This window comes from Lawsonibacter sp. LCP25S3_E2 (genome assembly GCF_052117285.1).
Lineage (GTDB): Bacteria > Bacillota > Clostridia > Oscillospirales > Oscillospiraceae > Lawsonibacter.
This window is the reverse complement of the sequence record NZ_JBQKJL010000013.1, coordinates 42,023-61,571: the sequence shown is the minus strand read 5'-3', so window position 1 is coordinate 61,571 and position 19,549 is coordinate 42,023. Positions and strand designations below refer to the sequence as shown.

Sequence of the window (19,549 nt, the reverse complement as noted above, 5' to 3'; positions counted from 1 at the left end):
GGAGGTTTAACCCTATGCGGCGTTTTGAGTGTGACTATGCGACTGGAGCCCATCCCAAGGTAATGGAGGCCCTGATCAAAACCAATCTGGAGGCCTGCCCCGGCTACGGGGAGGATGAACACTGTGCGCATGCCGCCCAGCTGATCCGCCAGGCCTGCCAGGCTCCCCAGGCAGACGTTCACTTCCTGGTGGGCGGCACCCAGACCAACCTGACGATCATTGCTGCCGCCCTGCGCCCCCACCAGGGGGTGATCAGTACGGCGATGGGCCACATCAACGACCACGAGACCGGAGCTGTGGAGGCTACCGGTCACAAGGTTCTGGCTGTCCCCTCGGAGGACGGCAAGCTCACCGCCGCTCAGGTTGAGCAGGTGTGCCACTCCCACTATACCGACCCCACCATGGAGCACAAGGTGCAGCCCGGCATGGTCTATCTCTCCAACCCCACTGAGATGGGCACTGTCTATACCCTCAGCGAGCTGGAGGCCATCTCCGAGGCCGCCCATAAATATCATATTCCCCTCTTTTTGGACGGAGCCCGGATCGCCTACGGCCTGGCCGCCTCGGACATTACCCTGCCGGACCTGGCCAGACTGTGCGACGTGTTCTACCTGGGCGGCACCAAGGCCGGCGCTCTCTTTGGAGAGGCGGTCGTCATTACCAACGAGGCTCTGAAATCTGACTTCCGCTACCTGATCAAGCAGCGGGGCGGCATGCTGGCCAAGGGCAGACTCCTGGGCGTACAGTTTGAGGCCCTGATGGAGGACGGTCTCTACCAGGAGATCGGCAAAAAGGCTGTGGCACAGGCCATGCGTCTGCAAAAGGCCTTTTTGGACAAGGGCTATCCCCTGCTCATCGCCTCTCCCACCAATCAGCAGTTTCCCATCTTACCGGATAAGGATCTGGAACAGCTCAGCAAGAACTATTCCAGCTGCTGGTGGTGCAAAACGGACGAAGACCACACTGCTGTCCGCTTCTGCGTGGCCTGGTCCACCACGGATGAGGACATTGACGCCCTGATTGCCGACATTCAGGCGCTCTGATTTGAATGATTTTTACAGACCGCCGGCGAACAAACGCCGGCGGTCTGCACGTTATGAAAGGAGGAATGGCCGTGGCACAAAACAAGCACGACTTTTCCCAGGGCAGCATTCCCCGCAACATTATGTCTCTGGCCGTCCCTATGACGGCGGCCCAACTGGTCAATGTGCTTTACAGTGTGGTGGACCGGATCTATCTGGGGCGGCTGCCTGGGAGCAGTCACCTGGCTCTTACCGGTCTGGGTATCACCATCCCCATCGTTTCCATCATTATGGGCTTTGCCAACCTCTGCGGTACCGGAGGCGGCCCCCTCTTTTCCATCTGCCGGGGCCGTGGTGACAGAAAAGAAGCCGAGCTGGTCATGGGCAACTCCTTCACGCTGCTTATTTTATTCGGTGCTGTGGTCACTGCCTTTTTTATGGCCTTCAAAAAGCCCATTCTCTACCTCTTCGGTGCCAGCGCCAACACCTTTCCTTATGCAGATGGATACATGACCATCTATCTGCTGGGCACTCTTTTTGTGATGATCAGTCTGGGAATGAACCCGTTTATCAATGCCCAGGGCTTTGGCTCTACGGGAATGATGACCGTGGTCATCGGAGCGGTACTGAATCTGCTGTTAGACCCTCTTTTTATTTTTGTATTCCACATGGGAGTGGAGGGCGCCGCCCTGGCCACTGTCATTGCTCAGGGAATTTCCGCCGCCTGGGTACTGTTATTCCTCACAGGACGGCGGGCCCTCATCCGCCTGCAGCCCTCTGCCCTCCGGCTGGAAGGGCAACGGGTACGAAAGATCATCTCCCTGGGACTGTCCGGCTTCTTTATGAACATGACCAACAGCCTGGTTCAGGTGGTATGCAACGCCACCCTTCAGGCCTGGGGCGGAGATCTATACGTAGGCATTATGACCATCATCAATTCCCTGCGTGAGGTTTTCCTCATGCCCGTCCACGGCCTGACCAACGGCTCCCAGCCGGTAATGGGCTTTAACTATGGGGCAGGCAAGCCCTCACGGGTACGGACATCCATCCACTTTACCGTCGGAGTCACGGTGGCCTATGCCGCCGCCTTTTGGACTGTGGCCATGCTCTTCCCCCAGGCTCTTATCTTCATTTTCAACAATGATCCAGAGGTCATTGCAAAGGGCGTTCCCGCCCTGCGCGTCTACTTTGGCCTGTTCATCTTCATGTCCCTCCAGGTGGCCGCCCAGGCGGTGTTTGTGGGGCTTAGTCATGCCAAGCAGGCAGTCTTTTTCTCCCTGCTCCGCAAAGCGATCATCAATGCCCCGCTTACGGTTATCCTGCCCATCTGGATGGGTACCATGGGCGTATTTGCTGCAGAGGCAGTCTCCCAGCTGGTGGGCGGCCTGGCCAGCAGCCTGACCATGTACTTTACTGTATACCGGCCTTTGCGCCGTGAAATTCTGATGGAACAGAGCCGTTGCTCTCTTTAACAGCAAAAAAGATCCCCCAGCCAATGGCTGAGGGATCTTTTCCTGTTATTTTGCCAGAGCTACCAACGCACTGGCGCCAATGCGGTCGGCTCCTGCATCCATCATAGCCTGAGCCTGCTCAAACGTACGAATGCCGCCGGCGGCCTTGATCCGCACATCGGGGCTGATGTGCTGCCGAAAGAGCTTCACATCTTCCACCGTGGCCCCCCCGGTGGAGAAACCAGTAGAGGTCTTAATAAAGTCAGCCCCGGACATGGAGACCACCCGGCATACAGCCACCTTCTCCTCCTGGGTCAGCTGGCAAGCCTCTACAATGACCTTTAAAATCCGCCCCTTGCAAGAAAGCTTAACCGCTTTTATTTCCTGGAGCACACCCTCCCAGTCACCGGCCTTGGCCAGCCCCAGGTTGATGACCATATCAATCTCATCCGCTCCGTTGCGGATGGCGTCCTCCGTCTCAAACACTTTGACCTCAGGGGTGGAATAACCATTCGGGAAGCCGATGACGGTACATACCTTCAAGCGGTTCCCCACGTACTCCGCCGCTTTTTTCACATAACGGGGGGGAATGCACACCGAGGCGGTGCCATACTCCAGTCCCTCGTCACAGATGGCCTTCACCTGCTCCCAAGTGGCAGTGGGGGTTAGGATGGTATGATCCACCCGGCTGAGAATTTCCTGCTTATTCATAGGCGCAACCCTTCCTCCCTTGCCGGAGACAGGCTCCGGCTGTGTTTCTATGCCCTTTATTCTACTCCAGTGTAGCCACTTTTGTCCAGCATCAATCTGGAACACCCCAAAAATTTATCAGGGCAGAGGGAAAAGGGAACAAAACCAGCACCAATGGCTACTGTCCCGGCGCCTCGGTCTCGGGTACCACAGAGATGGCTAAAAAAAGACCTGAAATCTTACGATTTCAGGTCTTTTTGGTGGAGATAAGCGGGATCGAACCGCTGACCTCTTGAATGCCATTCAAGCGCTCTCCCAGCTGAGCTATACCCCCAGATGTTTTACGCGGTGAGCTTGTCTCGCTCAGCGCAAGTAGTATCTTACCAGAAAGCGTTCCGTTTGTCAATCATAAAATGAAATTTTTTTCAATTTGCCCAAATGGCCAAAAAAAGGTATAATAAAATAAACCCATCTGGATTACTTCACCCCCTTCTCCCAGAAAAGGCGGGTGTCACGATTCTTGTAGCTGTAAGGAGTACACTATGAACCTGTGCGATATCAGCCAAATCAAAGCCCTGCTCGCCCGCCATGGCTTTCGCTTTTCCAAGTCTATGGGACAGAACTTTCTGATTGAGAACTGGGTCCCCCGAGATATTGCCGCCGCTTCCGGGGCGGGTCCGGGCTTTGGAGTTCTGGAGGTTGGCCCTGGCATCGGCCCGCTCACCCGCGAGCTGTCCCTTCTGGCGGATCAGGTGGTGTCTGTGGAGCTGGACCGTTCCCTGCTGCCTATTTTGAAGGAGACCCTTTCCGACCGGGACAACGTGGAAATCGTCCCAGGGGATATTTTAAAAACCGACATTCCTGCCCTGGTGGCAGAAAAGTTTTCCGGTCTCTGCCCCATCGCCTGCGCAAACCTGCCCTACAACATCACCACTCCCGTGCTCACCGCCTTTTTGGAGGCGGGGTGTTTTCAGTCCATCACGGTGATGATCCAGCGGGAGGTGGCCCGGCGGATCTGTGCCGCCCCCGGCACAGGGGACTATGGCGCTTTTTCCCTCTACTGCCAGGTTCACGCCCAGACGGAACTTCTTTTCGATGTTCCCCCGGAGTGCTTCATCCCCGCCCCCAAGGTGACCTCCTCTGTCCTGCGTCTTACCCCCAGGCCCCTGCCCGAGGAAATTGACGACCCGGCTGCCTTCTTCCGGGTGGTAAAGGCCGCCTTTGCCCAGCGGAGAAAAACCCTCCTCAATACCCTGAGCGCAGCATATGGCTCCCGTTTCTCCAAGGAGGAGCTTCTGGAAATCATCCAGAACTGTGGCCTTCCTGGAGACGTGCGGGGCGAACGGCTGGGTATCCCTCAGTTTGCTGCCCTTGCCCGTGCTCTGGAGGGGCAGATAGGCAAAGAGCAATAATTCCTATAACAAAATTACAGCGCCCCAGATAATTGACTTTATTCTTTTTACCGTGTATGATTAGTACGTTATGGTTAGGACTTCCTCCCGCCGCCCTGACCCCGGTTGGGGCAGCTGGAAGATCATTACAGAAAAGAGGTCGTGCAAAATGGCTACCATTGATCTGAGCAAGTACGGGATTACCGGCGTGACTGAAATTGTCTACAACCCCTCCTATGAGCTCCTGTTTGAGGAGGAGACAAAGCCCGGTCTGGAGGGCTATGACAAGGGCCAGGTCACCGATCTGGGCGCCGTCAACGTAATGACCGGCATCTACACCGGCCGCTCCCCCAAGGATAAGTTTATTGTTATGGACGAGAACTCCAAGGACACCGTGTGGTGGACCTCCGACGAGTTTAAGAACGACAATAAGCCCGCCTCCCAGAAGGCCTGGGAAGCTTGTAAGCAGCTGGCCATTCAGGAGCTGTCGGGCAAGAAGCTCTATGTGATGGACGTATTCTGCGGCACCAACAAGGACACCCGTATGGCCATCCGCTTCATCATGGAGGTAGCCTGGCAGGCCCACTTCGTCAAGAACATGTTCATTCAGCCCACCGCTGAGGAGCTTCAGAATTTCGAGCCCGACTTCATCTCCTACAATGCCTCCAAGGCCAAGGTGGAGAACTATAAGGAGCTGGGCCTCAACTCCGAGACTGCGGCCATCTTCAACATCACCTCCCGTGAGCAGGTCATCCTGAACACCTGGTACGGCGGTGAGATGAAGAAGGGTATGTTCTCTATGATGAACTACTACCTGCCTCTGAAGGGCATTGCCTCCATGCACTGCTCCGCCAATACCGATATGAACGGCGAGAACACCGCCCTGTTCTTCGGCCTGTCCGGCACCGGCAAGACCACCCTGTCCACTGACCCCAAGCGTCTGCTCATCGGCGATGACGAGCACGGCTGGGATGACAACGGCGTGTTCAACTTCGAGGGCGGCTGCTACGCCAAGGTCATCAACCTGGACAAGGATGCCGAACCCGACATCTACAACGCCATCAAGCGCAACGCTCTGCTGGAGAATGTCACCGTGGACGAGAACGGCCACTGCGACTTCAACGACAGCTCCGTCACTGAGAACACCCGTGTCTCCTACCCCATCGACCACATTGAGAAGATCGTCCGGCCCGTGTCTGCCGGTCCCGACGCCAAGAACGTGATCTTCCTGTCCGCCGACGCCTTCGGCGTGCTGCCCCCCGTGTCCATCCTGACCCCGGAGCAGACCCAGTACTACTTCCTGTCCGGCTTTACCTCCAAGCTGGCCGGCACCGAGCGCGGCATTACCGAGCCCACCCCCACCTTCTCTGCCTGCTTCGGCCAGGCCTTCCTGGAGCTGCACCCCACCAAGTACGGTGAGGAGCTGGTGAAGAAGATGCAGAAGTCCGGCGCCAAGGCTTACCTGGTGAACACCGGCTGGAACGGTACCGGCAAGCGTATCTCCATCAAGGACACCCGCGGCATCATTGACGCCATCCTGGACGGCTCCATCCTCAAGGCTGAGACCAAGACCATCCCCTACTTCAACCTGGAGGTCCCCACCGCCCTGCCCGGCGTGGACACCAACATTCTGGATCCCCGCAACACCTATGCCGATCCCTCTGAGTGGGACGCCAAGGCCAAGGATCTGGCTGCCCGCTTCGTAAAGAACTTTGCCAAGTACACCACCAACGACGCTGGCAAGGCTCTGGTTGCTGCTGGCCCCAAGGCTGAGTAATCCAAACAATCAAAACATCATTCAGGGCGCCGCTTCCGCGGCGCCCTGCTTGTGCTCTGGAGGTGAGGGCATGGCCCACGAAAAACAGATGTCAGACTCTCTGATGGTAGGGCTGCTGCTGGCCTTTGCCGGCGGCATGCTGGACGCATACAGCTTTGTCAACCGGGGTGCGGTGTTTGCCACAGCTGAGACAGGAAACATCGTTCAGCTGTGCGTCCACCTGTCCATGGGCCGGTGGTCCATGGCTTTCCATTATCTGCTGCCTATCCTGGCCTTTTTCTTTGGCATCCTCACCGCCGAGGCCATCCGCCGCCATGTGTCCGGCCGGCCCAATTGGCTCCACTGGCGGCAGTTTCTGGTGGCAGCAGAATGTGGGGTCCTGGTGCTGGTATCCTTTCTCCCCCAGGGAGAGCCCGACTGGGCAGCAAATGTGCTGATCTCCTTCACCAGCGCCGTTCAGTTGGAGACCTTCCGCAAATTCCGGGGCTGCGCTGGGGCCACCACTATGTGTACGGGCAACCTGAGAAGCGGCACAGAGCTGCTCTATAAGTTCCTGGCCCTCCCCGACCCCCAGTCCGGAGAAAAGGCTACCGTCTTTTACCGGCTCATCCTGGCCTTTGCCCTGGGGGCAATCCTCTGTGGGCGGCTGTCTCTGGCCTTTGGGGCGCAGACGGCCCTTTGTGCCTGTCTCCCTCTGCTGGCGGTCTTTTTCCTGCTGTTCCGCCCTGTAAAAGAGTAATATCCCAATCGTAAAAAGCCCCCGGCTCTCAAGCGAGAGCCGGGGGCTGATTGTTTCTGTTTAGCGCAGACCAGGCACCATGCCCCGACGGGTCATGGGCTGCACCAGCATCATGTGCATGGCAGAAATGCAAGCGGACTCAATGGGGATCATAATAAGGTTCTTGGCGATACGGCCGGGAAGCAGAACCAGGAATCCCTTGTTGTACATAATGGCCAAATTCAGGGTACCCAGGCCAATGTGGACAAAAATATTGATAATAGCCACAGCCAGGATGATCCGGAAGATACGCTTGCGCTGGCTCCAGTTGGCGCCGGGCTTCTCATGGAGCACCAGACCGTAGATGAGGCCGGAGCAGGCGGTGACGATGGTAAAGCCGGGCCAGAACGGGCCGACGGGGAACAGAACAGCTCCCAAAAAGTCAGCGACGGCAGCCACCAAGCAGCTATAACCAGGACCAAAGAGGATGCCGGCCATAGCCAGGGGCAAAAAGCCAAAGCTGATGCGCTGGAAGGGAGTCTGAATGGAAATAAAACGTACCAGGACGATCTGGATTGCAATGAGCATGGCGCAGGTCACCATGATCTGCACCTGCTTTTTGAGTTTGGCGTGCTTCATAATCATATTCTCCTTTTCGGCATTTCATACGGATTTTCTCTGTTCTCTTCTGTTGCCGCAAAGGAGAATTCCTCTGACGACAGCGGAAGCGGAGGGACCATCGCAACCGTTTATCGGTTTTCGTTCAGCGGCAACTTCCCATCCGGCTGACACTTCACGCGGCCCTCCTATTCTGTTACGTACAGGATCTTAACAAAGACCCAGCAAGTGACGCAGCTCCCCCACCATATAGAGGGAACCACAGGCGCAAATTACATCCTCGGGGGAACTCTGTGCCAAAATGGTGTGAAGACCCTCCTCCACGCTCTCACATGGAGTGGCCTGGGCCCCCTTCCTTTTCAGAAAGGCAGCCAAATCCCCGGCGCTCAGCGCACGGGGGCTATCGGGCGTGAGGGTAACAAAGCTATGGGCAAGGGGCAGAAGCTTGTCCATCATATCCCCATAGTCCTTGTCTCCCATAACGCCCACCAAAAAGCGGATCTTCTTTCCAGGATAGAGCTGGGGAAGGCTCTGGGCGATGGCCTCCATACACTGTGGGTTATGGCCGCCATCGATAATGAGATCCGGTTTTTGATGTGCCAGCTCCATCCGGCCGGGCCATGCGGCTTTGGCCAGTCCCTGGGAAAGGGCTTCTTGCGCAATCATCCAGCCTCCTCGGCGCAGGGCCTCCACCACTTCAATGGCAGTGGAAGCGTTTCGTACCTGGTAAGCCCCCACCATGGGGATACGGTACTCCACTCCCCGGTAAAGGAAGCGCTGGCCTTGGGCCCCCGCCTCCAGCACCTGGATGGATGCAAGGTCGGTGACGGTGAGCTCCACGCCCTTTTCCCGGCAGACCTCCTCCACCACTGCTTCCGCTTCCCGGCTCTGGTGGTAGAGGACACAGCGGCAGCCAGGCTTAATGATCCCGGCTTTTTCTTTGGCAATCAGAGGAATGGTATGTCCCAGCTGGTCCGTGTGCTCCAGCCCCAGATTGGTAATGACAGCCACCTCCGGGGCGGGAATGATGTTGGTGGAGTCCAGCCGGCCTCCCAGGCCTACTTCCAGCACCACAATGTCACAATTCTGCTCCTTAAAGTAGACCATAGCCACAGCGGTCATCAGCTCAAACTCCGTCGCTGGGTCAGTCATATTCTGGGCGGCCTTAAGCACCAGCTCGGTAATACGTCCCAGGTCCGTATCAGCAATGGGGACACCGTTGATCTGGAACCGCTCCCCGAAATACCATAAGTGAGGAGAGGTGTAAAGGCCTGTTTTGAACCCGGCCTTCTGTAGAACACTGGAAACCATGGCGGCAGTAGAACCTTTCCCGTTGGTACCGGTGATGTGGACAAATTTCAGCCCCATGTGGGGATCACCCAGCCGTCCCAACAGCTCCCTGGTCCGCTCCAGACCCGGTGTGCGGCCGATCCAGGCCTGTTCGTGTATCCTCTGTTCCGCTTCCTGGGCAGTCATTGGCTGCGCCTCCTATCTCTTAAATGCCCAAGCTCTGCCCCCGAAGGGCTGCCTGGACCGTGTGGGCAGCCAGGACGGTAGAGGTCACTGCCCCCACCCCTCCCGGCACCGGGGTAATGGCGGCCACAACAGACTCGGCCGCTTCAAAATCTACGTCTCCGTGGAGCTTACCGTCCGCCCCCAGGCTCAGGCCCACATCGATGACCACCTGTCCAGGGGAGAGGTGGTCCTGACCGATGAGCCCCGCCTTTCCGGCGGCGGAGATAATGATGTCCGCCCCCCGGCACAGCTCTGCCATGCGCTGGGGGTCAGTATAGATATTACATACGGACACGGTAGCTCCCCGGTTCATCAGCAGGATGGCAGTGGGCATTCCCACTGTCACCCCCGCCCCTACCATGACCACATTCCGGCCTTGGAGCGCAATCTGGTAGTGCTCCAGCAGCTCCATACAGGCGGTGGCCGTACAGGGTGGAAAACCAGGGGTCCCCTGAACCATGAGCCCGCCCATAGAGGCACTGGTCATGGCGTCAATGTCTTTCTCCGGCCGAAGGGTTCCCAGCACAGCCGGGGTGTTCAAGTGCCCTGGCAGCGGCCGAAAGAGGAGACAGCCGTGAAGGCGTGGATTCTGGTTGATCTCTTCCAGCACCGCGATGAGCTCTCTCTCCCCCACCGTATCCGGCAGAAGCAGACGCTCCACTCCGATGCCCAGGGACTGGGCCCGTTTGGCGAAGCCACGCTCGTAGCTTACATCCGCTGGGCGCTCCCCCACCCGGACAATGGCCACGGTTGGGGTCACCCCATGCTCTCGCAGCTGGGCCACCCCGGCGCTTACGCGCGCACATAGCTCAGCGGCTACCGGAGCGCCGGAGAGAAGCTCAGCCATAGTAGATCGCCGCGCACATAAGATCGGCGCCGTTCTGGGTGGTCATCTCCACCCACTCCGGGCTGGCCTCACGGCACAAGAGCATCTGGCCCTCCTGGGCGGTCACTCCGCCTACGGTCACATCACCCTTGGCGCAGTAAACGGCCAGAGTGAGGTTCTTATGGGCCTGAGGGGCAAAGACAGGGGCGGACCAGGTAAGAGAACTCTCCTTCTTCAGCTTCAGCCCCTGGGCGCAGCCTTCACAGGCTCCCTTGCGCATCATCAGGTTGTAGTCAGAGCACTGGCCCCAGGACTCGACCGGAACGCCGCCATCAAAGGCGCACACCTGGAGGGGCTCCAGAGGGAAGCGCTCCCCGTCCCCAATTTTCAGCTCCATCTCCCCTTTGACAATGGAGATGAGGCGGTTGTAGTCGGGCAAGGGGGTAAAGTCAGAGTGGGGAAGCTCCACCTTGGCGGAGCTCAAACGCCAGAGAAAATCCCGGTCGGCATACACCGCCCCCTCGGGGGCGATGGCCAGCTGAGTGGTGGTACCACCAGACCAGAGGGTCGTCACATATTGTTCCTGGGTCAGCAAAGTCCATTCCATTCGGGACACATCCTTTCTATTTCCGGTGGCCTGCGCAGCGCGAAAGGGCAAAAAATGTCCCTCCCACGCGGCGCTGCCACGCAAAGAGGGCTTATCTCCCATGGCAGCGGAGGGGGCTGCAGCAACGCGGAATCGCTCCTTCGTCCGTCGGCAACTTCCCATCCGGCGGCACTTGACGCGCTGAACCTACTCTGTCGGGCTTATTTTATTGTGTCTCTCCCGGGGAGCTTCTCCCCGGGAGAGCATGGTGTTTCTTAGAGGCTGGACTCCACAGCGGCGTAGATCTTGTCCGCCAGAGGCAGGGCCTTAGCCAGCATGGCCTCGCCCTTCTTGCGATAGTCCTCAGCCAGCTCCTTGTTCTTCAGGGAGCCGATGTTGATGAGCACGTTCAGCCAGGCGCCCTGGATGGCGGCACGCAGAGACAGGGCGGACACGCCCAGGTCGCTGGCGGCGCTGTCGTTGGTCTTGCCCAGCAGGTCGGCAGTGAGCTCCAGAGTCTCCAGAGACAGCTCCATCATCTCAAAGGGAGTGGCGGTGCAGCCCTCCAGGCCCTTCTGGATGGCGGCGGAACGGGCAGCCTTCTCCTCATCGGTGGCCTTGGGCATACCGAAAGCAGCAGAGACCACGTTGAAGGCCTCGGTGTCACGGTCCATCACGTCCACAAAGCGGGCCTTCAGGTCCAGGGCCTTCTTCTGGCCCTCGATGACGAACTCCTGATACTCAGCATACTTCTCCTTGCTCTTGCCCACGGTGGTCAGGCCGCAGACCATGGCGGTCAGGGCAGCACCCAGAGCACCCTCCAGAGCGGCAGTGGAGCCGCCGCCAGGAGCGGGAGCGTCAGAGGCCAGAACGTCACAAAACTGGGAAACCTGCATTTCAGCTAATTTCATCTCGTGCTTCTCCTTCTTACTTCATGTCCAGGAGGTGATACTCCATGATCTGGTTGTGGCAATCAAAGTCCTTAGCCTTCAGGTAGAACTCGGCGCAGTCGATCATAGCCTTGGCGGGAGTCAGACCCACGATCTCGCTGTCGATGATGTAAGTGCCGTAGCGCTCAGCCAGGGACTTGACCATCTCATACACCACATACAGGGGGGTGTCCTCATAGTTGACCATGTTCATGGAAACCTGGGCGATGCCGCGGTCCTCCATCATGAAGCCCATGGCCTTGCAGCTGCGGAAGCCGCCGGAGGAACCACGGATGACCTTGGCGATCTTCTTGGCGACCTCAACGTCGGAAGTAGCCAGGTTGATGTTGAAGGCGACCAGGGGCATACGGGCGCCGATGGCAGTGATGCCGGCGGTGGGGTGGATCTTCCGCTCGCCGTAGTCGGGAGCCCAATCCTCCTGGAGCAGCTTCTCGGGCATGCCCTCGAACTCGCCCTTGCGGCAGGTAGCCAGGTTGCGGCGCTCGGGACGGGTAGCGGAGTCCTCATACAGGAAGGAGGGGACCTTCAGCTCGTCCCAGATCCGCTGAGCCACGCGCTTGGACAGCTCCACGCACTCCTCAACGGTCACGTCCTTGGACTGGGGCACGAAGGGGATAACATCGGTGGCGCCCATGCGCTTGTGCTCGCCCTTGTGCTTGTTCATGTCGATGCGCTCGGTGGCGACCTTGGTCAGGCGGAAGGCCACCTCTTCGATGGCGCTCAGCTCACCGATCAGGGTGAACACGCAGCGGTTGTGGTTGCCGTCGGTCTGGGCATCAAACAGGGTGCAGCCGGGCACGCTGTTGGCGGCCTCTACCAGAGCGTTATAAGTAGCCTCGTCCTTTTCCTTGCTGCAGCTGAAATTGGGGATGCACTCAACTAACTTTGCCATTTCGTTTTCCTCCTACATATTTAAGTATACATATTCCTCAGCCGCGGGTTTGGGAGAGTCTGGCCCATGGCTTGAGTGTCAAAATGGATTATCCCTCGAAACCGGGAACGAAGAAGCGGATAAACATCAGCGTCTGGGGCTGATAGAGAATATCCACCAGGAAGGCGCCTACGATGGGAACCACCATGAACGCCTTGCGGGACATACCGTAGCGCTCGGTCACGGCGGTCATATTCACGATGGCGGAGGGGGTGGCGCCCAGGCCGTGGCCGCACAGGCCGGCACACATAACCGCGGCATCGTAGTTCTTGCCCAGCAGGCGGAAAACCACGAAGTAGGCGATCAGGGCCATGAAGATCACCTGGCACATCACGACCACGAACACGCCGCCGATCAGGCCAGCCAGCTCCCACAGCTTCAGAGTCATCAGGGCGATGGCCAGATACAGGTTGAGCATCACATCGCCGATGCCGTCCACCAGGGAGAAGCTGAAGTTATAGAAGTGGAACACCTCATTGAGGTTACGTACGATCACGGCCACAAACATGGAGCCTACGTAAGTGGGGAAGCTCATGTGGATCAGAGAGCCGATCCAGCCGGACACCTGGGTGCCAACGGCCATACAAACCAGGATCACAGTGACATTCTTGATCACGTCCAGGGCAGACAGAGCCTCACCGGTGGCGGCGTTGATCTTGTCCACATCGGAGGTGAAGTTATCGCTCTCATCGGGCTTCAGATCATACTTGACGATCAGGCGGCGGCCCAGAGGTCCGCCGATGAGCACCGCGGAGATGAGGCCGAAGGTAGCCGCGGCAGCGCCTACCAGAGAACCCTGGCTATAGCCCATCTCCACAAAGTCGCCGCCATAGCTCAGAGCAGCACCGTGACCGCCGATCATGGAGATGGCGGAGGACAGCAGGGCATAGGGGGCCTCCAGGCCTACCAGCTTACCCACAGCGATGCCCAGGGTGTTCTGGCAGATGGAGATGACGCCCGCGATGAGCCAGTAAATAATCAGCAGGATTCCGCCCTTGGCCAGCAGCTTATAGCTGGCACCCAGACCCACAGTGACGAAAAACGCCAGCATGAAGGGGTCCTGGTAGGAGGTATCAAAGTTAAAGGTGAACGCATTGGCCATATAGCCGGCGAATGTGACAAACATAAACAGGAAGCCACCCACCACAGGAGCAGGAATACAGTACTTGTTCAGCGCATTGACCTTGCTCTTGATGAAGTAACCGATCAGCAAAACGATAGCTGCCATTGCCGTCGTCATGATGGCACTGGTATTGATAGTCAGGACATTTTCCACGATTTCAAACGTCATAGTTTCTCTCTCCTTTATGATGAAATTGTTCTGTGATTCTGCTGAACGCTCTCCCCATTCAGCCTAGAATTACTTATTTATTATATTAAATTATCACCAATTTTTCAACCCTGCGGCAAAGGTGTTTTTTGCAATCCGATTAATAATTTTAATCAGAACAATGGTTTTTCCTCTCCCGGACGGGGTAGCTTTTCCTTGCCTCCGCCGGCCATTGCGATATAGCGCTTGACACAGCTGGCATAGTAGATATTTTCCGTCCAAACCAGCACGGGATAAGACCTGGCTGCCAACCCCTGAACCGGCTTTGTATATACCCCGGAATTGGGCATAGTCTTGACAATCGACCTGGGCAGATAGCTTACTCCAAATCCTGCCTGAACCATCTGCATAGCCATAGGCGTGTCATAACACTGGCAGACCACCTCCAGGGTAAATCCTGCCCGCTGGCACTCATTTTTCAGGTTGTTGCTGTAACCCCACAGGTCATCGCCCCGCAGAAGACACATGGGCACCCCGCGCAATGCTTCAATGGGAACGGTACTCTGCCCAGGAGCGGGATCGGTCTGCCCGTTCATCACCAGCTCCAGAGAATCCTCCCCTAAAATCTTCTCCCCCAGGCCCGTTGCCTCCTCCGATTGGCTGCGCAGGTAGAGCACATGGAGTTTTCCTCGGTTCAGATCGTCGATGAGGTCGTTGGGAGAGCCCATGCGGATGTAGAGTTCCACCTGGGGATACTCCTGGTGATAGACCTTCAAATGCTCCATCACCATGGGAAGGTCGGAATAAATGACCCCCAGCTTCACCTGGCCCCGCAGTCCCGCATCCACATCCCGAACGCTGTCCGCCATTAACCGCAGATTCTGGAACATTTGCTCGCTCTGTTGGTAGAGACACCGCCCTGCCTCAGTAAGCTCAATTCCCTTGTTATTGCGCAGAAACAGCTGCACCCCCAGCTCATCCTCCAGCAGGGCCAGCTGGCGGCTGATCGGGGGTTGGGCTACATGGAGTTCCCGTGACGCTCGGGAGATACTCTTGGCCTCAGCGACCGCGGCAAAGTATTCCAGTTGTCTGAAATTCATCGCTTTCACCATACCTTTTATATATAGCAATGGAAGTATTATTGTATATTTTATTATATCAACTTTCGTAAAAAACACAAGCTCTCCCTCAGTCTTGTCAGATTTTCATCACATTTTCACAAAAGAAGCGGACAATTCCAGTACAATTCCCGGAATTGTCCGCACACTTGCCACATTCGCTTCCACGCTTTCCTTCCCCACGCTTTGGGAGTCCAGTGAACTCATTCAGGTGAAACGCTGTAAAAGGTTCCGTGACCACTTATTTGTTCTCGCAGAAAGGACGTAAAACACGCTTTGTTCTCTGCCCTAAGGTCTTTCTTTTGTAAAATGGTCACCTTCTCGTGCCAAGTCAGCAGATACAGGTCCTTTGTCTCAGCTGCAAAATCAATCTCAGGATAGGAGACTGCCAGCTTTCCCGCAAGCTCCATCCCCTCCTCAGTAAAGCGCACCTGTGCCGGAAGAGGGGCCGCAAAGCCCTTCAGCAGTTTTTCAGCGGCTTGGTCAAACTGCTTGTCCTGCCTCTGTTTCCCACCAACGACCCACAGGGTAAAAAGCCCCGTCAAAATCCCCGCAATCCCAGCGATCAGGGGAAGCAACAACTCCTTTGGTTCCATCAGTCCTGGGACAACCAGAACGATCCCCATCACAACCAGTAAAACACCGTATATCCGATACCGTATCCGCTGTTTTGGGGAAAGAGTCTTGTTCCCTTTTCTGGCACTACAACAGTCGGTTATGCGCCACAGCTTCGGGTACTGTGCTCTTGCGCGCAATTCTGTCTGTTTCTCAAGAGCACTGCTGACCTGCTCCTTCAAAGACGGATCACAATAGGGAGAAAGTTGAAACAAAAACTCCATGATGGGCTCCTTTCCGTCACGTAGAAAAATCCATCTGATCATCCAGGAGAGTATAGCATAGAGAGCACTTGTACATCATGAAGAAATTCTGAATAACTCTTAATTCCAGCCGGGTCTCTTCCCTGTCCGGTATGTCTCTAAGGCTTGGTGTACCCATGGCAGTCCTATTCCCAGCATCAAGCACCACACCAGCCAAAGCCCCGCATACAGAGGGGTAAACCAGGGAAAGGTGGGGTCGGTACCACCGGAAATCCGCTCAAATAACGCCCCCAGCCTCCACACAGGGATACCATAGGCCAGGGCACTGACTCCCATCTGCTCGAAACAAGTCACCAACCAGATCAGTCCCAGGCAGATGCAAACCATTCGTCTCGGACGGGGATGAAACCGCAGGGCGCTGGACAAAGACCAGCCACTGGCCAGCGTCGGAAAAACTGCCAGCACTACTCCCACAAAGGCGATACGCTCTGGGTGGCCGTAGAGCGGAAATGCCCCCGAATCATTGTAAAAACCCACCGCTGCCAGCAATAACCATAACACAAACCAGCAAAGATCCATCCACACCACACCCAGCAGCCAGCATTCCACTGTATACCGGGGCTCCAGTGCTTTTCGCCGCAAGCCCTCCGCCCGATAAGCCTTCTGCAGCCGGACCGGGTCTCCCATCCGGGAGAGGACCTCCTGCTGGACCTGTTCCTCGCCAATCCCCGCTGCGTTTCGTTCTTGGACCAGGGATTCAAGGTGTTCCCGCAGCTCCATTTCACTCCGTCGCCGGTACTCTCCATCCGGCACCTTTTTCAGACAAGCCTTGATAAATTCGTCCTGCCATGTCATCCCCTTCCCACTCCTTTCAAGCTCTGTTCCATGGCCGGGTGCACAGTCCCCTCGCAGCTCTCCTGCTCCAGTCTTACACCAACGCCTCTTTTCAAGAGGTATTATATGCCTCTTATTCCGATGTGTCAAGAAGATAAAAAGACGTCGGAGCAAGCTTTATATCGCTTGCTCCGACGTGTCATGCTGTACCACTGTAGATTTTTGAACCCCCGGCTCAAAAATACCATGTGTATGTCGGAATTCTCCGGTCTTTTTCAACTTTTCTCAAACTTTTTTGATAGGCGCATTCAAACGCTGCCAATTGGCCGCATGAAAAACCGTTATACAAAAACGCTATTTTTTCTCTGGCATCTCGTTCGTATCCGCGGCTGCTCCTTCCAGAAGGTCAGTCACGACCTGATTGAGCTGCGCGGCGTTCTTCGGGGAGATGACCGGCGTATTGGACTGTGACTCAATATCTTTCCTTGTTCGTCCGGCGACCTGACCACCAGCTTTGGCTACTTCCAGATTTTCTTGAAAAGTTGTGGGCTTTCGATCCTTTGAAAACTGTGTGGTGGTGGCCTCTGCCAGCATATTCAGCACCAGCTCCAGCGTGGTCATGTTATCACGGAGGTTTTCCTTTTTCAACCCTTTCAGGTTTTTGTACTGGCGGGTGGACATCCCCGACCACGCGCGGGATATCTCATCGGTGAGGATGGCGTATTCCACGCCTTTCTGCACGCCGCGTGCATCCCATTCATCTGTCAGTTCCTTACGGACTTGGATGGCCTGCAGCCGCTGGTTGATCCACTCACGGGTGTACCCCTTTTTGAGATAGGTTTCCAATGCCCGCTCGATGGTCAGCTCCGGGTCGATGGTTTCCTCAATGCGCTCCCGACCAACCTGTGCTAACCAGGTGCGGAACGGTTCTGCTTTTGGAGAAGGAATGGATTGGACGATACGGAGGAGCTGCTCCGTATCAGCCACATCGGTATTGTAGCGTTTTCCATCCTTGGGCGACTTCATTTTCAGTTGCTGACAATTTGTCAGCAACTGATCTGCGCCTTCTTCTTTCAAACGCTGCTTCAGTTTCGCCCAATAGTTACTTGCGCCGCGTTGGTCTGGCTGGTCGGTTAGAACAGCCACCACATCAACGATGGAAAAGTACCATTCTTCCTTTTCTTCATCCCACGCCGTGCGGATGCGTTTGTCCTCGAATAGCTGGATCTTATCATTCTGCGCCATTCTGTTCACCTCGCTCCTGCAATAATTCTTTCAGCAGTCCCTGGCACCCTTCCAGCACATCCTGCCAAGTTGCCTCGAAGTCCTCGGTATACCACGGGTCGGCAACATCGCCAGGGCGGTCGGTGTAGTCCATCAGGAGGCGCAGCTTGCTGGCGAAGTCGCCGCCGCAGATACGGTGCATATTCCGCAGATTGGCACTGTCCATGCCGATCAGCAGGTCGTACTTGTCGTAGTCCTGATTGGTGAGCTGCCGCGCCGCGTGGCCGTCGCAGGAGATCCCATGCTCCGCCAGCTTGCGCCGCGCCGGGGGATAGATCGGGTTGCCGAGCTCCTCCCGGCTGGTAGCTGCCGACTCGATATGGAATTGTGACGCCAGCCCCGCCTTCTGCACCAAGTCCTTCATCACGAACTCGGCCATGGGGCTGCGGCAGATATTCCCATGACACACAAAGAGTATCTTTTTCATTGCATTCGCTCTCCCGTGTTACATCTTTTTCACCAGTATAGCAGGAAACCGCCTGTTCGTCGAGAGAAGAATGCAGCCACGCCTGAGATTCTATGGCGGCCAGCAGTTTTGCTTTCTTCCAGCCGAAGTGCAGCACGGCCCGGATGTACCACGCCCGTTCCTCATTGCTACCGCACCCCTCTAAAATCGCCACATTCCGCGTCCAGCCGAGGCACATCGCCTGCCGCATGATTTCAGGGGATTCCTCGTAGGCTGCGTAAAACGCGCGCATACGGCGCACATTGCGGGGAGAAAAGCCCTCGGCTGTGGGATAGGCCGCTTGCAGGTATTCCGACGCCGCGACAGCCGCGCCTTTTTCGCTCCTGCGGCTGACCAGCCGACCGATCTCGCAGTACAATTCCATCTGCGGGAGCTGCGCTGCCATGAGCGCGTCCAGTGCGGCAAACATGGCGGTGTAGTCTGTTGGCTTGCGGATATTCATGGGCTTTCTCCTTTCCGGCGCGGTGCGCCTGATCAACGCTCAAAGCAGAGAAAAGCACGGCGGTGTCACCGTGTTTTCCTCTGCTTTGACCTGCTTTAGATGACCCGCACGATTTGCTCCCAGAGTAGGATGTGCTTTTCATCAATGGCTTTGTTGTCATGATAATGGCCGAACAGCCAGTAGTGGTATTTTGCTCTTTCCCGTACCTCTTGCAGGAAGTCCGTGAGCCGGTCCGCCTCGTTGTGACGGGTCCCCATGAGGGCGATGCTGGTGGGAGCGCAGTGGGTGATGATGTAGTCCACCTGCCAGCCGACCGCGTCGAGGTTTCGCCGCGCCTCGGCGTATTCCTCATCGGATGGCAGCTCCTGCGCCCACCATGAGATATGGTTGATGCGGTATCTCGCTCTGGGCTTGCGCTGGAGCGTCATGAGCCTTCGCTCAAAATCCGGGGCATCCGGCTCCAGAATCCCATCCTCGATGTCGTGGCTTTTTGCGCCGCCCATGGTGAAGAAGCGGTAACCCTCCAGCTCGAAGATCTGGCCGCGCATCAGGTGCAGCACATGAGGACGAATGCGGTGCACCTTGCCGCCGCGCCACTCCGCTACGGGGTATCTCGCCAGCGCGTCATAGTTTTCATGGTTGCCGCAGACGTATACCAGCGTGAAGGGCAGGCGTTCCAGCCAGTCCAGCGTTTCATCGTCGCGGCTGTCGCCAAACCACACGCCGCCGAAGTCGCCGGTGATGATGACCGTGTCATCCTTCGTCATGTTCGCTTGTTCCGGGAAGCATTTTTGCTCAAACCTTGCAAAATTTCCGTGACAATCGCCGGTCACAAATACCAT

At 56.8% G+C, this 19,549-nt stretch carries 19 protein-coding genes, 1 tRNA gene, 1 pseudogene and 2 riboswitches; of the genes and pseudogenes, 5 read left to right on the top strand and 16 right to left on the bottom strand.

What is annotated here, in order from left to right; all coding sequences use genetic code 11:
- Positions 1-14 precede the first annotated feature (14 nt).
- Both ACTQ3R_RS11690 and ACTQ3R_RS11685 read left to right on the top strand, forming a co-directional pair.
- A complete protein-coding gene (locus tag ACTQ3R_RS11690) occupies positions 15-1,043 on the top strand; it encodes a threonine aldolase family protein (RefSeq protein WP_441779391.1) in 1,029 nt (342 codons plus the stop codon).
- A 71-nt stretch (positions 1,044-1,114) separates the two neighbouring features.
- On the top strand, positions 1,115-2,494 hold the full coding sequence (locus ACTQ3R_RS11685) for an MATE family efflux transporter (protein ID WP_441792672.1): 1,380 nt from the start codon (positions 1,115-1,117) through the stop codon (positions 2,492-2,494).
- Positions 2,495-2,539: 45 nt separating this feature from the next.
- Here the strand turns inward: ACTQ3R_RS11685 and deoC are convergent, their stop codons facing one another.
- On the bottom strand, positions 2,540-3,184 hold the full coding sequence (deoC, locus tag ACTQ3R_RS11680; protein WP_441779392.1) for a deoxyribose-phosphate aldolase: 645 nt from the start codon (positions 3,182-3,184) through the stop codon (positions 2,540-2,542).
- Between the two features lie 237 nt (positions 3,185-3,421).
- Positions 3,422-3,497, bottom strand: a tRNA-Ala gene (locus tag ACTQ3R_RS11675).
- Between the two features lie 208 nt (positions 3,498-3,705).
- Here ACTQ3R_RS11675 and rsmA point away from each other — a divergent pair.
- From rsmA to ACTQ3R_RS11660, 3 genes are all read left to right on the top strand, one after another.
- Positions 3,706-4,575, top strand: a complete 870-nt coding sequence (gene rsmA, locus ACTQ3R_RS11670) for a 16S rRNA (adenine(1518)-N(6)/adenine(1519)-N(6))-dimethyltransferase RsmA (RefSeq protein WP_441779393.1) — start codon at positions 3,706-3,708, stop codon at positions 4,573-4,575.
- A 148-nt stretch (positions 4,576-4,723) separates the two neighbouring features.
- Entirely contained in the window at positions 4,724-6,331 is a 1,608-nt protein-coding gene (pckA, locus tag ACTQ3R_RS11665) for a phosphoenolpyruvate carboxykinase (ATP) (protein WP_441779394.1), read from the top strand.
- Between the two features lie 70 nt (positions 6,332-6,401).
- The gene (locus ACTQ3R_RS11660) at positions 6,402-7,070 is read left to right on the top strand and encodes a YoaK family protein (RefSeq protein ID WP_441779395.1); all 669 of its coding nucleotides are present in this window, start codon (positions 6,402-6,404) and stop codon (positions 7,068-7,070) included.
- A 60-nt stretch (positions 7,071-7,130) separates the two neighbouring features.
- Here ACTQ3R_RS11660 and ACTQ3R_RS11655 read toward each other — a convergent pair whose 3' ends face one another.
- The 14 genes and pseudogenes from ACTQ3R_RS11655 to ACTQ3R_RS11590 all read right to left on the bottom strand — a co-directional run bounded on the left by ACTQ3R_RS11655 (position 7,131) and on the right by ACTQ3R_RS11590 (position 19,549).
- Entirely contained in the window at positions 7,131-7,688 is a 558-nt protein-coding gene (locus ACTQ3R_RS11655; protein ID WP_441779396.1) for a folate family ECF transporter S component, read from the bottom strand.
- Between the two features lie 78 nt (positions 7,689-7,766).
- A riboswitch (THF riboswitch) is annotated at positions 7,767-7,865 on the bottom strand.
- Between the two features lie 12 nt (positions 7,866-7,877).
- Positions 7,878-9,143 carry a bifunctional folylpolyglutamate synthase/dihydrofolate synthase gene (locus ACTQ3R_RS11650; RefSeq protein WP_441779397.1) on the bottom strand — a complete coding sequence of 422 codons (1,266 nt, stop codon included), beginning with the start codon at positions 9,141-9,143 and terminating at the stop codon, positions 7,878-7,880.
- Between the two features lie 19 nt (positions 9,144-9,162).
- The gene (locus ACTQ3R_RS11645) at positions 9,163-10,029 is read right to left on the bottom strand and encodes a bifunctional 5,10-methylenetetrahydrofolate dehydrogenase/5,10-methenyltetrahydrofolate cyclohydrolase (protein ID WP_441779398.1); all 867 of its coding nucleotides are present in this window, start codon (positions 10,027-10,029) and stop codon (positions 9,163-9,165) included.
- A complete protein-coding gene (locus tag ACTQ3R_RS11640; protein ID WP_441779399.1) occupies positions 10,022-10,615 on the bottom strand; it encodes a HutD family protein in 594 nt (197 codons plus the stop codon). The genes ACTQ3R_RS11645 and ACTQ3R_RS11640 overlap by 8 nt, the downstream gene beginning before the upstream one ends.
- Before the next feature lie 102 nt (positions 10,616-10,717).
- Positions 10,718-10,811, bottom strand: a riboswitch (THF riboswitch).
- A gap of 58 nt (positions 10,812-10,869) precedes the next feature.
- Positions 10,870-11,505: a cyclodeaminase/cyclohydrolase family protein gene (locus tag ACTQ3R_RS11635; RefSeq protein ID WP_441779400.1), complete on the bottom strand. Its 636-nt coding sequence runs from the start codon at positions 11,503-11,505 to the stop codon at positions 10,870-10,872.
- Between the two features lie 16 nt (positions 11,506-11,521).
- Positions 11,522-12,436 carry a glutamate formimidoyltransferase gene (gene ftcD, locus ACTQ3R_RS11630; RefSeq protein ID WP_441779401.1) on the bottom strand — a complete coding sequence of 305 codons (915 nt, stop codon included), beginning with the start codon at positions 12,434-12,436 and terminating at the stop codon, positions 11,522-11,524.
- Between the two features lie 88 nt (positions 12,437-12,524).
- On the bottom strand, positions 12,525-13,766 hold the full coding sequence (gene gltS / locus ACTQ3R_RS11625; protein ID WP_441779402.1) for a sodium/glutamate symporter: 1,242 nt from the start codon (positions 13,764-13,766) through the stop codon (positions 12,525-12,527).
- Between the two features lie 152 nt (positions 13,767-13,918).
- A complete protein-coding gene (locus ACTQ3R_RS11620; protein ID WP_441779403.1) occupies positions 13,919-14,845 on the bottom strand; it encodes a LysR family transcriptional regulator in 927 nt (308 codons plus the stop codon).
- Between the two features lie 221 nt (positions 14,846-15,066).
- A complete protein-coding gene (locus tag ACTQ3R_RS11615) occupies positions 15,067-15,702 on the bottom strand; it encodes a YcxB family protein (protein ID WP_441779404.1) in 636 nt (211 codons plus the stop codon).
- Between the two features lie 99 nt (positions 15,703-15,801).
- Positions 15,802-16,536, bottom strand: a complete 735-nt coding sequence (locus ACTQ3R_RS11610; RefSeq protein WP_441779405.1) for a hypothetical protein — start codon at positions 16,534-16,536, stop codon at positions 15,802-15,804.
- 333 nt (positions 16,537-16,869) lie between these two features.
- Positions 16,870-17,760: a BRO-N domain-containing protein gene (locus ACTQ3R_RS11605; RefSeq protein WP_325224741.1), complete on the bottom strand. Its 891-nt coding sequence runs from the start codon at positions 17,758-17,760 to the stop codon at positions 16,870-16,872.
- Positions 17,747-18,226 carry a low molecular weight protein-tyrosine-phosphatase gene (locus ACTQ3R_RS11600; RefSeq protein ID WP_325224744.1) on the bottom strand — a complete coding sequence of 160 codons (480 nt, stop codon included), beginning with the start codon at positions 18,224-18,226 and terminating at the stop codon, positions 17,747-17,749. The genes ACTQ3R_RS11605 and ACTQ3R_RS11600 overlap by 14 nt, the downstream gene beginning before the upstream one ends.
- An 88-nt stretch (positions 18,227-18,314) precedes the next feature.
- Positions 18,315-18,650, bottom strand: a pseudogene (locus ACTQ3R_RS11595) (DUF1016 N-terminal domain-containing protein); the annotation flags it as partial.
- A 152-nt stretch (positions 18,651-18,802) separates the two neighbouring features.
- Positions 18,803-19,549: a metallophosphoesterase family protein gene (locus tag ACTQ3R_RS11590; protein ID WP_441779406.1), complete on the bottom strand. Its 747-nt coding sequence runs from the start codon at positions 19,547-19,549 to the stop codon at positions 18,803-18,805.

Coding starts and splice junctions, on each gene's coding strand:
- ACTQ3R_RS11690 (WP_441779391.1), top strand. CDS start 15: ATGCGGCGTTTTGAGTGTGACTATGCGACTGGAGCCCATCCCAAGGTA.
- deoC (WP_441779392.1), bottom strand. CDS start 3,184: ATGAATAAGCAGGAAATTCTCAGCCGGGTGGATCATACCATCCTAACC.
- rsmA (WP_441779393.1), top strand. CDS start 3,706: ATGAACCTGTGCGATATCAGCCAAATCAAAGCCCTGCTCGCCCGCCAT.
- pckA (WP_441779394.1), top strand. CDS start 4,724: ATGGCTACCATTGATCTGAGCAAGTACGGGATTACCGGCGTGACTGAA.
- ACTQ3R_RS11660 (WP_441779395.1), top strand. CDS start 6,402: ATGGCCCACGAAAAACAGATGTCAGACTCTCTGATGGTAGGGCTGCTG.
- ACTQ3R_RS11655 (WP_441779396.1), bottom strand. CDS start 7,688: ATGAAGCACGCCAAACTCAAAAAGCAGGTGCAGATCATGGTGACCTGC.
- ACTQ3R_RS11650 (WP_441779397.1), bottom strand. CDS start 9,143: ATGACTGCCCAGGAAGCGGAACAGAGGATACACGAACAGGCCTGGATC.
- ACTQ3R_RS11645 (WP_441779398.1), bottom strand. CDS start 10,029: ATGGCTGAGCTTCTCTCCGGCGCTCCGGTAGCCGCTGAGCTATGTGCG.
- ACTQ3R_RS11640 (WP_441779399.1), bottom strand. CDS start 10,615: ATGGAATGGACTTTGCTGACCCAGGAACAATATGTGACGACCCTCTGG.
- ACTQ3R_RS11635 (WP_441779400.1), bottom strand. CDS start 11,505: ATGAAATTAGCTGAAATGCAGGTTTCCCAGTTTTGTGACGTTCTGGCC.
- ftcD (WP_441779401.1), bottom strand. CDS start 12,436: ATGGCAAAGTTAGTTGAGTGCATCCCCAATTTCAGCTGCAGCAAGGAA.
- gltS (WP_441779402.1), bottom strand. CDS start 13,766: ATGACGTTTGAAATCGTGGAAAATGTCCTGACTATCAATACCAGTGCC.
- ACTQ3R_RS11620 (WP_441779403.1), bottom strand. CDS start 14,845: ATGAATTTCAGACAACTGGAATACTTTGCCGCGGTCGCTGAGGCCAAG.
- ACTQ3R_RS11615 (WP_441779404.1), bottom strand. CDS start 15,702: ATGGAGTTTTTGTTTCAACTTTCTCCCTATTGTGATCCGTCTTTGAAG.
- ACTQ3R_RS11610 (WP_441779405.1), bottom strand. CDS start 16,536: ATGACATGGCAGGACGAATTTATCAAGGCTTGTCTGAAAAAGGTGCCG.
- ACTQ3R_RS11605 (WP_325224741.1), bottom strand. CDS start 17,760: ATGGCGCAGAATGATAAGATCCAGCTATTCGAGGACAAACGCATCCGC.
- ACTQ3R_RS11600 (WP_325224744.1), bottom strand. CDS start 18,226: ATGAAAAAGATACTCTTTGTGTGTCATGGGAATATCTGCCGCAGCCCC.
- ACTQ3R_RS11590 (WP_441779406.1), bottom strand. CDS start 19,549: ATGGTATTTGTGACCGGCGATTGTCACGGAAATTTTGCAAGGTTTGAG.